At 72.7% G+C, this 14,896-nt stretch carries 13 protein-coding genes; 2 read left to right on the forward strand and 11 right to left on the reverse strand.

Annotated elements, in window-relative coordinates; translation table 11 throughout:
- Together ACWD0J_RS04475 and ACWD0J_RS04480 are read right to left on the reverse strand one after the other, a co-directional pair.
- Positions 1-1,054 (reverse strand): histidine kinase dimerization/phospho-acceptor domain-containing protein (locus ACWD0J_RS04475; RefSeq protein ID WP_451494244.1); only part of this gene is annotated, 1,054 nt, incomplete at its 3' end.
- 160 nt (positions 1,055-1,214) lie between these two features.
- Complete coding sequence (locus tag ACWD0J_RS04480) at positions 1,215-1,892, reverse strand: response regulator transcription factor (RefSeq protein ID WP_451494245.1); 678 nt, start codon at positions 1,890-1,892, stop codon at positions 1,215-1,217.
- A 322-nt stretch (positions 1,893-2,214) separates the two neighbouring features.
- Between ACWD0J_RS04480 and ACWD0J_RS04485 the strand changes: the two genes are divergently transcribed.
- The gene (locus ACWD0J_RS04485; RefSeq protein ID WP_451494246.1) at positions 2,215-3,753 is read left to right on the forward strand and encodes a peptide MFS transporter; all 1,539 of its coding nucleotides are present in this window, start codon (positions 2,215-2,217) and stop codon (positions 3,751-3,753) included.
- A gap of 819 nt (positions 3,754-4,572) precedes the next feature.
- On the opposite strand, the gene ACWD0J_RS04490 is transcribed toward ACWD0J_RS04485, so the two are convergent.
- The 5 genes from ACWD0J_RS04490 to ACWD0J_RS04510 form a co-directional block, all read right to left on the reverse strand.
- The gene (locus tag ACWD0J_RS04490) at positions 4,573-4,794 is read right to left on the reverse strand and encodes a hypothetical protein (protein ID WP_451494247.1); all 222 of its coding nucleotides are present in this window, start codon (positions 4,792-4,794) and stop codon (positions 4,573-4,575) included.
- Complete coding sequence (locus ACWD0J_RS04495) at positions 4,791-5,900, reverse strand: hypothetical protein (protein WP_451494248.1); 1,110 nt, start codon at positions 5,898-5,900, stop codon at positions 4,791-4,793. Before ACWD0J_RS04495 ends, ACWD0J_RS04490 begins: the two co-directional genes overlap by 4 nt.
- A 70-nt stretch (positions 5,901-5,970) precedes the next feature.
- Complete coding sequence (locus ACWD0J_RS04500) at positions 5,971-6,699, reverse strand: LPXTG cell wall anchor domain-containing protein (protein WP_451494249.1); 729 nt, start codon at positions 6,697-6,699, stop codon at positions 5,971-5,973.
- A 200-nt stretch (positions 6,700-6,899) separates the two neighbouring features.
- A complete protein-coding gene (locus ACWD0J_RS04505) occupies positions 6,900-7,436 on the reverse strand; it encodes an ATP-binding protein (protein WP_451494250.1) in 537 nt (178 codons plus the stop codon).
- A gap of 208 nt (positions 7,437-7,644) precedes the next feature.
- Complete coding sequence (locus tag ACWD0J_RS04510) at positions 7,645-8,031, reverse strand: STAS domain-containing protein (protein WP_451494251.1); 387 nt, start codon at positions 8,029-8,031, stop codon at positions 7,645-7,647.
- Positions 8,032-8,271: 240 nt separating this feature from the next.
- On the opposite strand from ACWD0J_RS04510, the gene ACWD0J_RS04515 reads away from it, so the two are divergent.
- Positions 8,272-9,177, forward strand: coding sequence for an RNA polymerase sigma factor SigF (locus tag ACWD0J_RS04515; protein ID WP_451494252.1), 906 nt, complete (start codon positions 8,272-8,274; stop codon positions 9,175-9,177).
- 243 nt (positions 9,178-9,420) lie between these two features.
- On the opposite strand, the gene hutI is transcribed toward ACWD0J_RS04515, so the two are convergent.
- From hutI to hutU, 4 genes are read right to left on the reverse strand one after another with little or no spacing between them, the layout of a single operon-like run.
- The gene (hutI, locus tag ACWD0J_RS04520) at positions 9,421-10,593 is read right to left on the reverse strand and encodes an imidazolonepropionase (protein ID WP_451494253.1); all 1,173 of its coding nucleotides are present in this window, start codon (positions 10,591-10,593) and stop codon (positions 9,421-9,423) included.
- A 35-nt stretch (positions 10,594-10,628) separates the two neighbouring features.
- Positions 10,629-11,975: a formimidoylglutamate deiminase gene (locus ACWD0J_RS04525; RefSeq protein ID WP_451494254.1), complete on the reverse strand. Its 1,347-nt coding sequence runs from the start codon at positions 11,973-11,975 to the stop codon at positions 10,629-10,631.
- The gene (locus tag ACWD0J_RS04530) at positions 11,972-13,189 is read right to left on the reverse strand and encodes an allantoate amidohydrolase (RefSeq protein ID WP_451494255.1); all 1,218 of its coding nucleotides are present in this window, start codon (positions 13,187-13,189) and stop codon (positions 11,972-11,974) included. The genes ACWD0J_RS04525 and ACWD0J_RS04530 overlap by 4 nt, the downstream gene beginning before the upstream one ends.
- Positions 13,186-14,850, reverse strand: coding sequence for a urocanate hydratase (gene hutU / locus ACWD0J_RS04535; protein WP_451494256.1), 1,665 nt, complete (start codon positions 14,848-14,850; stop codon positions 13,186-13,188). The genes ACWD0J_RS04530 and hutU overlap by 4 nt, the downstream gene beginning before the upstream one ends.
- Between the last annotated feature and the right edge of the window lie 46 nt (positions 14,851-14,896).

Raw genomic sequence — 14,896 nt, forward strand, 5'->3', positions numbered from 1 at the left:
CCTCGTCCGTGACCTCGATGACCGCCTGGTTCCCGGTGACCCGGGTGCGCAGCGCGACGGTGCCGCCGCCGTGCATGAGGGAGTTCTCGATCAGCGCGGCCAGCACCTGCGCGACCGCCCCCGGCGTGCCCACCGCCGTCAGGTGCCGCTTGCCGGAGCTGACGATCGCCCGGCCCGCGCTGCGGTAGGCGGGCCGCCACTCGGCGAGCTGCTGCTGGATGACCTCGTCGAGGTCGAAGGTGACGGCGGAGCCGGTGCGCGGATCGCGGGAGTTGGTGAGCAGCCGCTCCACCACGTCCGTGAGGCGCTCCACCTGGGTGAGGGCGACGTTCGCCTCCTCCTTCACCGTGTCCGGGTCGTCGGTCAGGGTGATCTCCTCCAGCCGCATCGACAGCGCGGTCAGCGGCGTACGGAGCTGGTGGGAGGCGTCGGCGGCGAGCCGGCGTTCCGCGGTGAGCATGCGGGCGATGCGCTCGGCGGAGGCGTCGAGGACGTCGGCGACCCGGTCCAGCTCGGGGACGCCGTACCGCTTGTGCCGGGGGCGGGGGTCGCCCGAGCCGAGGCGTTCGGCGGTCTCCGCGAGGTCGGTGAGCGGGGAGGCCAGCCGGTTGGCCTGACGGATCGCGAGGACCACCGCGGCGATCACCGCGAGCAGCGCCACCAGCCCGATGATCAGCAGGGTGCGGCCGACCTCCCGGGTCACCGAGGAACGCGGCTCCTCGACGACGACGGTCTCGCCCTCCTCGCCCTGGGCCCTGCCCTGGATCACGTCACCGGTCGGCCGGGTGCCGACCTCGATGTCGCGGTCCCCCGGGATCTGGATCACGGCGTACCGTTCCGGCGCCACCTGGTCGCGCAGCACCTTCGCGTCGACGGTGTGCGAGATGAGCAGCCGGCTGTCCACGATGCTGGCCAGCCGCTGCGCCTCGGAGTTCACCCGCTCCTGGGCGCTGGTGCTGATGGTCCGGGTCTCGACGATGACGAGGGAGACACCGAAGACGGCGATGACGACGAGCACCACGGCGAGCGTGGACTGGATGAGACGGCGACGCACAGGGCCCTCCGGGCGGTGACTTCACGAGAACGGCGCGGGCCACCCCGCACGGGGCGCGCGGGAACCGCGCGACCGGCCCCGCACACGGCCCGGCGGCCGCGGGACCGCCCACGCCGGGACGGCGCGCCGCGCGCGGCCGGCCCGCTCCCTTCGAAGTCGGCTAACTCTTCTCGAAGCGGAACCCGACGCCCCGCACCGTGGCGATGTACCGGGGATTGGCCGCGTCGTCACCGAGCTTCTTCCGCAGCCATGAGATGTGCATGTCGAGCGTCTTGGTCGAGGACCACCACGTGGTGTCCCACACCTCGCGCATCAGCTGGTCGCGGGTGACGACCCGGCCCGCGTCGCGCACCAGCACCCGCAGCAGGTCGAACTCCTTGGCGGTGAGCTGGAGCTCCTCCTCGCCCATCCACGCCCGGTGCGACTCGACGTCGATCCGCACCCCGTGCGTCGCCGGCGGCTGCTGCGGCTCGGCGGCGCCGCGCCGCAGCAGGGCGCGGACCCGGGCGAGCAGTTCGGCGAGCCGGAAGGGCTTGGTGACGTAGTCGTCGGCGCCCGCGTCGAGACCGACGACGGTGTCCACCTCGTCGGCGCGCGCGGTCAGGATGAGGATCGGGACGGTGAGGCCCTCGGCCCGCAGCCGGCGGGCCACCTCCAGGCCGTCCATACCGGGCAGCCCCAGGTCGAGCACGACCAGGTCGATGCCGCCCTGCGTTCCGGCGTCGAGCGCGGTGGGGCCGTCCTCACGCACCTCGACCTCGTACCCTTCCCGTCGCAGTGCGCGGGCCAGCGGCTCCGAGATGGACGCATCGTCCTCGGCGAGCAGTACACGGGTCATGAGGTGATGGTAGTCCGCGCAGGCCAGGCGCCGGGGTGTGATCGGCAGTCGGCTGTTCTTACCTTGGGGTGTATGGGTACGAACCTGCGTCTGCGAGGTGTGAACCTGGCAGAGACCTTGGATTGGGTGCGTATGGTTCCCTCTGCACCTGTGATTCGCGTCTCAAGTCCTTCCATTTCCCGCATTGTCCTGCCGTATGGTGAATGAACGCCTGTAGCACCGACGGGGACCTTTGGCGAGGATGTGCCGCTGAAGGTCTTTTTTGTGTGCGGGCCGGTCACCCACCGGCCTCGAAAGGAAAGCACCCCAGCAAGGATCGACCATGGCGTCCAGCCTGACGAAGGACTCGGTCACCCCGGGCACCCCCGGCTCCGAGAGGACCTTCTTCGGCCACCCCCGCGGACTGGCCACTCTCTTCATGACCGAGATGTGGGAGCGATTCTCCTACTACGGCATGAAAGCGCTCCTCACCGTCTACCTGCTCTCCGGCGGACCCGATGCCGGCAAGGGCAGCATGGGCGGCGGCCTGGCCATGGACGTGGCCACCACCACGGTGATCGTCGCCGTCTACTCGGCGATGGTGTACCTGCTCGCCATGCCGGGCGGCTGGCTCGGTGACCGCGTCTGGGGCCCGCGCAGGACGGTGGCCATCGCGGCGGTCACGATCATGTGCGGCCACCTCGTGCTGGCGCTGCCCGGCGGCCAGGCCCCGTTCTTCGCGGGTCTGGCGCTGGTGGCGGCCGGTTCCGGTCTGCTCAAGGCCAACATCTCCACGATGGTGGGCCACCTGTACGACGGCCCGGAGGACCCGCGCCGCGACGGCGGCTTCACGATCTTCTACATGGGCATCAACGCGGGCGCCTTCTTCGCCCCGCTGGCCATCGGGACCGTCGGCCAGGAGGTCAGCTGGCACCTCGGCTTCGGCATGGCCGCGGTCGGCATGGCGATCGGTCTCGCCGCGTTCCTGCTCGGCACCCGCGACCTGAGCCCGCTCAGCAGCGTCGTCCCCAAGCCGCTGGCGGCCGAGGAGCGCGCGTCCTGGCTGCGCAAGGGCCTGCTCTGGGTGATCGCCGCGACCGTCTTCTACGGCGTCGTCGGCCTCACCGGCCACTTCACGATCAACTGGGCGATGATCCCGCTCACCGTCATCGGTCTGCTCGTCCCGGCGGGTGTGCTGGTGCGCATCAAGCGGGACAAGGACCTCTCGGCCGCCGAGCAGTCGAAGATGACCGGCTACATCTGGTTCTTCGTCGCGGCCGCCGTGTTCTGGATGATCTACGACCAGGGCGCGTCCACCGTCCAGGCGTTCGGCGAGGGCAAGGCGGCGGGCTCGCTGCTCGGCTTCGACTTCCCGTCCTCCTGGTACCAGTCGCTGAACCCGCTGTTCATCATGGCGCTGGCCCCGGTCTTCGCCTGGGTGTGGCTGTGGCTGAACCGGAGCGGCCGGGAGCCGAGCACCATCGTGAAGTTCGCGATGGCGCTGGTCCTGATCGGTGTGTCGTTCTTCTTCTTCCTGATCCCGCTGGGCATGGCGGCCGGCGGGACCGCGGTCAGCCCGATGTGGCTGGTGGGCATCTACTTCATCCAGACGGTCGGTGAGCTGTGCCTCTCCCCGGTCGGCCTGTCGGTGACCACGAAGATGGCCCCGGCCAAGTACGCCAGCCAGATGATGGGCGTGTGGTTCCTCGCGGTCACCGCGGGCGACTCGGTCACCAGCCTCCTGTCCAACCCGGCCATAGCCGGCGTCGACCTCGGCGGCACCCCCGCGGTGTGCGTCGAGGCCGCGCTGGCCGCGCTGGCCGGCTTCGCGGTGTGGATGTACCGGCGCAAGGTGAAGTCCCTGATGGGCGGCGTCCGCTAGCCTGCCGGCCTGGCTCGCCAAGGGCCGCCGCATCCACGTGGTGCGGCGGCCTTTGGCGCGTTCGGGGGCGGGGCGCGTCGGCGCCGTACGGATGCGCGGGCCCTGGCGCCGTACCGGCGAGCGGACCGGAGCCGATGCTCTGCGCCCGGTGCGGCGAGAGTGCGTGCGCGCAGGGCGTCGCCAGGCAGCCGGGAACGGTGGGACAGGCCCGAGGGCCGGCCAGCCCGCCCCGCGTCCCAGCAGGAACGTGAACAACCGCGCCGCCCAGCAGGACCGCCGCCCCGGCCACCAGGCCCAGACCCTTCAGCGCCCCGTCGTCCGCCACGCCGGTCTCCGGCCAGACCACCGGTGGCCGGGAAGCCCTCCTCGGTCAGACCCAGAGCCTTCGCGCGCCGTCGTCCGCCGCGCCGGCCTCAGCCAGACCGCCGGTGGCCAGGGAGCCCCCGCTCGGTCAGGCCCAGAGCCTTCGCGCGCCGTCGTCCGCCGCGCCGGCCTCGGACCGCGGTGGCCAGGGAGCCCCCCTCCGCGGTCAGACCCAGAGCCTTCAGCGCCCCGCCGTCCGCCGCCCCGGCCTCAACCAGACCACCGGTGGCCGGGAAGCCACCCTCCGCGGTCAGACCCAGAGCCTTCAGCGCCCCGCCGTCCGCCGCCCCGGCCTCAACCAGACCACCGGTGGCCGGGAGCCCTCCGCGGAGTCGGACGTGCCCGGCGTGGCGGAGCCTTCCGACGCGCCGCTCGCGTGTTCCCCGGTGTCCAGGGTGAGGGAGACTGCCGTCCTCGTCGGTGTGCACGTCGTGGTCGGGCCGAGGGCCTCGACCGTCAGCGCGCCCGGGGAGAGGGCCGACGCGCGCTCGCGCCCGGCTTGCAGGTGCCGGTCAGGTCCGGGATCCCGATCGGGTCGCCGGCCGCGATGTCCGCCGCGTTCACCGGGCCCTCCACCCGCACCGTGCCCGCGCCGACCCCGCCGAGCACCAGCGCGAGGGCCGCCGCGCCCGTTCTCCCCCGGCCGCCGGCCGGTGTGCCTCGCCCCCGGTCGTTCACGTGAGTCCCTTCCTGGGGGGAGTCGTCGGGCTCGTCGGGCTCGTCGGGCTGTCGTCGTGCGGTGCGGGGGGCCGACCGGCCGTGCCCGGGTCGGCGTCCGGGGTGAACCACGGCAGGGCGGGGGCGGAGGCGGGCGCCCTGCCGGACCCCTGCGGTGCGGGAGCACCGGAGGCCCGCCCGCCCCGCGGGCGCGGGGCGCGTTCGGGCAGCCGCAGGCCCCGGTGCCGGATCCCGCCTCCCGCGCGGCGCGGCCGGACCCGGTCCACCACCGCCATCCCGGTGCGGAACACCGCCGCCGGCACGACCAGGAGGACCAGGACCCAGAACAGGGTCACGCCCCAGGGCCGGCCCACGTCCCAGGGCTGCTCGGCGAGCACCTTCCCGGCGTACTTCAGCGAGACCGTGTAGTCGCCGTGCGCTCCGCCCGCCAGCTCGACGGGCAGCTCGACGCGCGCCGTCCCGCCGGGCTGGACCGTGCCGCGCCACGGCTGCTCCTGCCACTGGGGCGCGTACACGCCGTGGGAGGTGCCGACGTGGAAGACGGGGTTCTCGACGGCGGACGTGCCGGCGTTGCCGACGGTGAGGACGAGGGTGCGGACGGGCGGTGCGCCGAACCAGGTCAGCAGCCCGCTGGAGCCGTCGAGCCGGGTGTCCGTGAGGACCGACAGCCGGCCGCCGGCCGGTTCGGCGGGCAGCGGCTCGACGGCGTGCCCGGCGACCCGGAAGACCGCGTCGGCCTCGGCCCTCGCCCCGGTCGCCGTCGCCACGTGCACCACGCACGGGCACGGCACCGGCGGCTCGGTCACCGGCAGCTCGCGGCGGAACCGCCCTCCGGTGTCGGTCGTCACGGCCCGGCCGTCCGCGTTGGCGCAGGAATCGGTGCCGCCGGACACCCCCCGCGACGGCACGGCCTGGCCGCAGATCAGGATCGTCAGCAGGGCGCGGGCCCGCCAGCCGTCCCCGGTGACGGTGACCGAACCCCCGGTCCCCGCCTGCGACGCGGACAGCCGCACGCGCGGCTCGTCGGCCGCCGTCGCGCTCCCCGCCAGGGGCAGCAGCAGCGCGAGCACCGTCGCCAGCGCCGCAATCCGCACGTTCCCGCTCACGTCGTCGCTCCCGTCGGCTCGGCTTGCGCACACGGCGGTTTCGGCCACCCGCCGCCGTCGTCCGCACGGCTCAGCGGGGTCCGCGGGCCGCCTGGTTCCTGCGGGTCAGCCACAGCGTGCCCGCCGCCCCCGCGAGCAGCACCGTGCCGCCGAGCGTGCCGAGGGCGAGCGCGGAGCCCTCGGGGCCGGTCTGCGGGAGTCCGGCGCCGAAGTCGCCGTCGCCGTCGCCGTTCTGCGTGCCGCCCGAGGCGCTGCCCCCGCCCGAGGAGCTGCCCCCGCCCGCCGCCGTCACGTCCAGGGTCAGCGACGGGCCCGGACTGTTGGTCGGCGTGCACGTGGTGGTGGTACCGAGCGCCTTGATGGTGAGCACGCCCGCCGTGAAGGTGACCTTGCCGGTCCTCTTCGGCGTGTAGGTGCCCGACAGGTCGTTGATCTTGATGGGGGTGTTGGCGGGGAGCGCCTGCTGGTTGGCGGGGCCGGTGACGGTCATGGTCCCGCTGTCGGCGCCGCCGAGTCTGACGGTGGCGCTCGGGTTCATCGCGCCCCTGCCCAGTTCGACGGGGCTGGAGGAGACGCCCTTCTGCCACGACATGCTGAGCCTGTAGCCGTCGCCGCTCCTGACGCCCTTGATGTCGATGGGCGAGACGGCGCTCTTGTCGCCGATCGGCGTCTTGCACTGGTAGTTGACGTCGACGACCTCGGCGTGGGCCGCGGGGGCGGCCAGCAGCACCGCCGAGCCGGCCAGGGCCGCGGCGGACGCGAGCACGGCGGTCCGTTTCTGGTACGTCCGGTTCGACACGGTCCCCTCATTCCCGAAGGCGTTCCCGCACGCGTTCGTGAGCGCGTTGCCGGACGCGTTCCTGACGGCACATCAGATCGGCCGTCAAGGTACGCCCGGGGTGCAGAGGAAGGAAGACACAGGGAGCGCCGGATCCGTCATGACCCGGCACACGCGGAGTGACGTACGGAGAAAGGTCCGCACCGTGGGTGGTCCCTGGACTAGGCCGGTGCTCCCAGTTCGGCCCAGACGGTCTTGCCCGCGGCTCCCGGGGCGCGCACGACACCCCAGTCCAGACACAGCCGCTGCACGATGAACATGCCGTGGCCGCCGGGGCGGCCGGCGCGGTGCGGGGTGCGCGGGGCCGGCTGGCCGGTGCCCTTGTCGGAGACCTCGACGCGGATCACCTTGTTGTCGCAGGCGATCCACAGCTCGTCCGGCCCCTCGGCGTGCAGGCAGGCGTTGGTGACCAGCTCGGAGACGACCAGCAGCACGTCCTCGGCCGCGGCCCGCTGGTCGGCGGTGGCGGCGGGCAGCCAGTCCCACGCGTACAGCGCCTGGCGGGCGAAGTCGCGGGCGAGCGGCACGACACCGCTCTGGCCCTCGAAGCTCAGTCTGCGGACCTGACGCCCCCCCGACGACCCGGCCGCGCCCCCCTCGGACGCCCCGGTCGTCGGCACGCCCTCCTCGGACACCCCGGAAGCGCCGCTGGGCTCCGGGCCGCGGTCGCCCGGCGGGTAAGGCCGGGTGGTGCTCATCAGCGCTTCACCTCACCGATTCACCAGTCACGATTCACAAGCTCACTACTCAGTCAGTACGACCGGTCGGTCCCGCACAGTCGGTACGGGTGTCTCCTGCCCTACCGGGCCGGGCGAACACCCCCGTATTTCGACACGAAAGGCGTGACGCCCGGAAAGCGCCGATCCCAGGGGGCGAGCGGGGCGACGCCCCGGCCCGCCCGTGGCCTCAGCCGGACTCGCCCGGTTCGCCGGCCAATGCCGCTTGCAGGGTGTCATGGACAGTGAAGACCGCATCCGCCCCCGTGATCTCGAAGACACGCGCGACCACGGGCAGCATCCCTGCCAGATGCACCCCACCCCCGGCCGCCTCCGCCTTCAGTCGCGCGCCCAACAGCACATTGAGCCCGGTGGAGTCGCAGAACTCCAGGCGTGAGCAGTCGACCACCAGTCGACTGAATCCTTTGGCAAGGCACTCGTCGAGGGGCTCGCGCAACAAATCGGCGGTGTGGTGATCCAACTCACCCGCCGGAGTCACGACGGCACTAGAACCCTCTTCTCGCACCTCCACCAGAAGCCGGCCCGACTGTGCGCTGCCGACTGTCCCGCGGTCCATGCCGTCTCTCTCTCCCGACGTCGTGGCTGCTGACTGACGCCCTCGAACACTACGCCTTCTCCACAGCCTCCGACACCCGAACAATCGCACGCAAACGGACATATGCAAACAGAACACACTTGCGGTGAGCTCGGGAAAGCGGGTAGGGCTAGTAGGTACACGCACCCGACACGGCCGGCTTTGGAGGCGCCGCACACCGCAGTGCACGGAACTGGCTTCGGCAGCCATATGCCGAGAACGATGGAGGACATCATGTCACCCCGGCTCGACGCATCGCATACCCATCAGGCGACGTCGACATCCCCCCCGGAACATCTGGATCCCATCGAGCAGGACGACGTACTCGCCTCGCTCCCCGACATCCCCCCGTACGACCAGGTGGGGGCGGTGGACGCACGGGCCCTGTCCAAGACCCTCTTCGCGCGCCTCGAATCGCTGGAAGAGGGCACCCACCAGTACGCGTACGTCCGTAACACGCTCGTCGAACTCAACCTCGCCCTGGTCAAGTTCGCCGCCTCCCGCTTCCGCTCCCGCAGCGAGCCGATGGAGGACATCATCCAGGTCGGCACGATCGGCCTGATCAAGGCGATCGACCGCTTCGAACTCAGCCGGGGTGTGGAGTTCCCCACCTTCGCGATGCCAACCATCGTCGGTGAGATCAAGCGCTTCTTCCGCGACACCTCGTGGTCCGTCCGCGTTCCGCGGCGGCTCCAGGAACTCCGGCTCGACCTGGCCAGGGCCGGTGACGAGCTGGCCCAGAAGCTCGACCGCTCCCCCACGGTGGCGGAGCTCGCCGAGCGCCTGGGCATCTCCAACGACGAGGTCGTCGAGGGCATGGCCGCGTCGAACGCGTACACCGCCTCCTCGCTGGACGCCCAGCCGGAGGACGACGACACCGAGGGTGCCCTCACGGACCGCATCGGCTACGAGGACCACGGGCTCGAAGGCATCGAGTACGTCGAGTCGCTGAAGCCGCTGATCGCCGGCCTCCCCTCCCGGGACCGGACGATCCTCTCCCTGCGCTTCGTCGCGGGCATGACCCAGTCGGAGATCGGCGAGGAACTCGGCATCTCGCAGATGCACGTGTCCCGGCTGCTGTCGCGGACCCTGGTGAAGCTGCGCAAGGCGCTGACGGTCGTGGAGTGAGGGGGCCCGTCCCCGCGGCGGCCGAGTGACCCGGCCCTGGCGCCGGGCCGGGCCGCCGCCGCTCGCGCGGTCGCGGCCGAAGGCCCGCCGTCGCCCGCGGGAGAACCCGCCGCCTCATTGAGGAGGAGAAGTCCGTATGGCCGGACAGCCCGCGGGAGAGCCCCGGCCCGCGGGACCCCCCGGCCGCGCGCGGCGCCGACGTAAGCGCTGCTGCCGGGTTCCGGCGGGGCCCCGGGCCCGGTGTCAGACCTCGCGGACGCCCGCCCGCCACACGCCGGCGACCAGGGGCACGCCCGGGCGGTAGGCGAGGTGGACGTGGCTCGGGGCGTCCAGGAGGGTCAGGTCGGCGCGGGCGCCCGGGGTGAGGCGGCCGATGTCGGTGCGGCGCAGGGCCGCCGCACCGCCCGCCGTGGCCGACCACACCGCCTCGTCCGGGGTCATCCCCATGTCCCGGACGGCGAGCGCGACGCAGAACGGGACGGAGGACGTGAAGGACGAGCCCGGGTTGCAGTCGGTGGACAGCGCGACGGTGACGCCGGCGTCCAGGAGGCGGCGGGCGTCCGGCCACGGGGCGCGGGTGGAGAACTCGGCGCCGGGCAGCAGGGTCGCCACCGTGTCGCCGTCGGCCAGCGCGTCGACGTCCGCGTCGGTCAGGTGCGTGCAGTGGTCGGCGCTGGCCGCGTCCAGTTCGACCGCCAGCCGCACGCCGGGGCCGTAGGAGAGCTGGTTGGCGTGGATGCGGGGGTGCAGGCCCTTCGCCTTGCCGGCCGTGAGGATCGCGCGGGCCTGGTCGCCGTCGAAGGCGCCCTGCTCGCAGAAGACGTCGATCCAGCGGGCGTGCGGGGCGCAGGCGTCGAGCATCTCGCTGGTGACGAGGGCGACGTAGGCGGCGGGGTCGTCGGCGTGTTCGGGGGAGACGATGTGGGCGCCGAGGTAGGTGACCTCGTCGGTGTGGCGGGCGGCCAGGCGCAGGGCGCGGGACTCGTCCTCGACGGTCAGGCCGTAGCCGGACTTGGTCTCCAGGGTGGTGGTGCCCTGCCGGAGGGCCTCGGCGAGGTAGCGGGTGAGGGTGGCCTCCAGCTCGGCGTCGGTCGCGGCGCGGGTGGCGGCGACGGTCGTGCGGATGCCGCCCGCGCTGTAGGCCCGGCCGGACATCCGGGCGTTGAACTCCTCGGTGCGGTCGCCCGCGAAGACCAGGTGGGAGTGGGAGTCGACGAAGCCGGGCAGGACCGCCCGGCCGCTGGCGTCGACCCGGTTGTCAGTGGCGGGTGCTTTGCTTGATTCACCGGTCCACGCGACGCGGTCGCCGTCGATGACGACGGCCGCGTCCTGGATCAGACCGAGGGGAGAACTGTCACCGAGGGAGGGGTCGTTGGTGACCAGCGTGGCGATGTTGGTGATGACGGTGCTGCTCATCGTGTCCTCGTGGGCGTGGGAAGCGTCGGTGGGTGTCAGGCGCGCAGGGCGTCGACGGCCCGGGCCAGTGCCTGCGGCACATCGGGGACGAGCGTGTGCGCCCCGTCGCGTACGACGTGCCGTCCGCCCACGACGGTGTGCCGTACGTCCGCTGCCGTCGCCGCGAATACGGCCGTCTCGGCGCCGAGTCTGGGCACCGGCCCCGCTGTCCTGACCGAGTCGAGCGCGACCGTCGTGAGGTCGGCGAGCGCGCCGGGCTCGATGGTGCCCGCCCCGTCCCAGCCGAGGGCCGCGTGACCGTCGGCGGAGGCGGCCCGCAGCAGGGCGGCGGCGGTCCAGTGGCCGCGGGTGCGGCTGCGCAGGCGCTCGTTCAGCTCCATCGCGCGTGCCTCTTCGAGCAGGTCGATGACGGCGTGGCTGTCGGAGCCGAGGGAGAGCGGGGAGCCTGCCTTCTGCAGGGCGACGGCGGGTCCGATGCCGTCGGCCAGGTCCCGTTCGGTCGTCGGGCACATGCAGGTGCCGGTGCCGGTGCCGCCGATCAGGGCGATGTCCTGGTCGGTGAGGTGGGTGTTGTGGACGCCGGTGGTCCGCCGCCCCAGCACGCCGTGCTCGGCGAGCAGCTGGGTGGGCGTGCGCCCGTGGGCCTCGCGGCAGGCGTCGTTCTCGGCGGTCTGCTCGGACAGGTGGACATGGAGCGGGGCCCCCCGCTCCTCGGCCCACCGCGCCACGGTCGCCAACTGGCCGGCCGGCACGGCCCGTACGGAGTGGATGGCCGCTCCGATCCGCGCGTGATCCCGTTCCTTGAGAACTGAACAGCGTTCGGCCCACGCCTCGGCGTTTCCGTCGGAGAAGCGGAGCTGGTGGGCGTCGGGCGGCCGGCCGAAGCCGGAGGAGAGGTAGGCGGTGTCGAGGAGGGTGATGCGGATGCCGGCGTCGGCGGCGGCCTCGACGAGCGCCTCGCCCATCGCGTTGGGGTCGGCGTAGGGGGTGCCGCCCGGGGCGTGGTGCACGTAGTGGAACTCCCCGACGGCGGTGACGCCGGCCAGTGCCATCTCGGCGTACACGGCCCGGGCGAGGACGCGGTAGGTGTCCGGGGTCAGCCGGTCGGCGACGGAGTACATGACCTCGCGCCAGGTCCAGAACGTGCCGGAGCCGACCTGAACGGTGCCGCGCAAGGCGCGGTGGAAGGCGTGCGAGTGGGCGTTCGCGAGGCCCGGCAGCGTCAGCCCGCGGAGCACCTCGGCCCCGGGAGGCGGGGCGGGGGTGCCGGTGCGGACGGCGGTGACGCGGCCGTCCGCCGTGTCCACGGCCACGCCCGGCTCGACGTGGGTGCCGAGCCAGGCGTGCTCCAGCCAGTACGTCCGTGCGTGGGGGTGGGTCACCTGCAGGCCAGCCCTTCCAGTACGTCAGCGAGTGCGAGGACCCCGGCCACGCAGTCGTCCTCGGCGGCGGACTCGGCCGGGGAGTGCGAGACACCGGTGGGGTTGCGCACGAACAGCATGGCGGTCGGGATGCTCGCGGAGAGGATCCCGGCGTCGTGTCCCGCGCCGGTGCCGAGGACCGGGACCGTCAGGCCGGTGTCCTTGCCGAGGATGCGGGCGAGTTCGTCGCGCAGGGCGTGGTCGAACTCGACGACGGGCGTGCAGGACTCGCGGACCACGTCGAGGTCGACGCCCTGTGCGGCGGCGTATTCGCGGGCGGCCTTCTCGATCCCGTCGACCACGAGGTCCAGGCTCGTCTGGTCGGCGGCACGGGAGTCGAGCCAGCCGCGCACCAGCGAGGGCACGGCGTTGACGCCGTTGGGCTCGACGGCGATCTTGCCGAAGGTGGCGACGGCACCGGCGAGTCGTGCCTGCCTGCGGGCCGCGAGAACCGTCTCGGCGTAGGGCAGCATGGGGTCGCGCCGGTCCACCAGCCGGGTGGTGCCGGCGTGGTTGGCCTCGCCCCGGAAGTCGAACCGCCACCGCCCGTGCGGCCAGATGGCGCTCGCGATGCCGACCCGGTCGCCGCTGAGGTCCAGCGCCCGGCCCTGCTCGACGTGCAGCTCCACGAAGGCACCGATCCGGGAGAGCCGCTCCGGGTCCGGCCCGATGGCGTCCGGGTCGTATCCGGCGGACTCCATCGCCCGCGGCAGCGTGACCCCGTCGCCGTCGGTCAGCCGGTGCGCCTGCTCCACGCCGAGCTGCCCGGCGGCCAGCCGGGACCCGACACAGGCGAGCCCGAACCGGGCGCCCTCCTCGTCCCCGAAGTTGACGATGGCCAGCGGCTTGGCGAACGTGACGTCCCGCGCGCGCAGTTCGTCGAGCGCGGCGAAGGAGGACACCACCCCGAGGGGTCCGTCGAAGGCACCTCCCTCGGGCACGGAGTCGAGATGCGACCCGGTGACGACGGCGTCCCCTGCGGCGGGATCACCCAGCCAGGCCCACTGGTTCCCGTTCCGGTCGAGTTCGTACGTCAGTCCCCGCGCCTCGGCCTGGGCCCTGAACCAGGCCCGGCATTCGGCGTCGGCACCGGTCCAGGCGAAGCGGCGGTAGCCGCCGGAGTCGGTGCTGCGGCCGATCGGCAGCAGCTCCGTCCACATGCTGTGGAAGGTCACGCGCCGTCACCCTCGCGCATCGGGACCCGCACACCCCGCTCGTCGGCGACCGACTCCGCGATGTCGTACCCGGCGTCGACGTGCCGGATGACACCCATGCCGGGGTCGTTGGTCAGGACCCGGCGGATCTTCTCGCCGGCCAGCTTCGTACCGTCGGCCACCGTCACCTGCCCCGCGTGCAGAGACCGGCCCATGCCGACGCCTCCGCCGTGGTGGACGGACACCCACGAGGCACCCGACGCCACGTTCACCATGGCGTTCAGCAGCGGCCAGTCGGCGATCGCGTCGGAGCCGTCGAGCATGGCCTCGGTCTCCCGGTAGGGAGACGCCACCGACCCGCAGTCGAGGTGGTCGCGGCCGATCGCCAGCGGCGCCGCCAGCTCACCGCTCGCGACCATGTCGTTGAACCGCTCGCCGGCCTTGTCCCGCTCGCCGTAGCCGAGCCAGCAGATCCGGGCGGGCAGACCCTGGAAGCGGACCCGCTCGCCGGCCAGCTTGATCCAGCGGGCGAGGGACTCGTTCTCGGGGAACAGGCCGAGGATCGCCTTGTCGGTCTTGGCGATGTCGGCCGGGTCGCCCGACAGGGCCGCCCAGCGGAAGGGACCCCTGCCCTCGCAGAACAGCGGCCGGATGTAGGCGGGGACGAACCCCGGGAAGGCGAACGCCCGGTCGTACCCGGCGAGTCGCGCCTCGCCCCGGATCGAGTTGCCGTAGTCGAAGACCTCCGCGCCGGCGTCCATGAAGCCGACCATCGCCTCGACGTGCCGGGCCATCGACTCACGGGCGCGGGTGGTGAAGCCCGCCGGATCCTTGGCGGCGGCCGAGACCATGTCGTCGAAGTCGACGCCGACCGGCAGGTAGGCCAGCGGGTCGTGCGCCGAGGTCTGGTCGGTGACGATGTCGACGGGGGCGCCCTCGGCGAGCATGCGCGGGAGCAGGTCGGCGGCGTTGCCGAGCAGGCCGATGGAGAGCGGGCGGCGGGCGTCGCGGGCCTCCACCGCGAGCTGGAGGGCGTGTTCCAACGAGTCGGCCCGCATATCGAGGTAGCGGTGCTCGATGCGGCGCTCGATGGCACGCGGGTCGCAGTCGACGCAGATCGCGACGCCGTCGTTCATGGTCACCGCGAGCGGCTGGGCGCCGCCCATGCCGCCGAGGCCGGCGGTCAGGGTGATCGTCCCGGCGAGGGTGCCGCCGAACTTCTTCGCGGCGACGGCGGCGAAGGTCTCGTAGGTGCCCTGGAGGATGCCCTGGGTGCCGATGTAGATCCAGGAGCCGGCGGTCATCTGCCCGTACATGGTCAGCCCCAGCTGCTCCAGGCGCCGGAACTCCTCCCAGTTCGCCCAGTCGCCGACCAGGTTGGAGTTGGCGATCAGCACGCGCGGCGCCCACTCGTGGGTCTGCATGACACCGACGGGGCGGCCGGACTGGACGAGCATCGTCTCGTCCTGCTTCAGGGTCCGCAGCGTGCGGACCATCGCGTCGAAGGAGCGCCAGTCCCGGGCGGCCTTGCCGGTGCCGCCGTAGACGACGAGCTTGTCGGGGTGTTCGGCGACCTCCGGGTCGAGGTTGTTCTGCAGCATCCGCAGGGCGGCTTCCTGCTGCCATCCCAGGGCGCTCAGTTCCGTACCGCGCGGCGCTCGTACGGGGCGGGGTCCTGACATGGTCTGCCTCCCAGCGGATGAGTACTGTCGTTATTCACATCCTTGC

This window comes from Streptomyces sp. NPDC003011 (genome assembly GCF_053591515.1).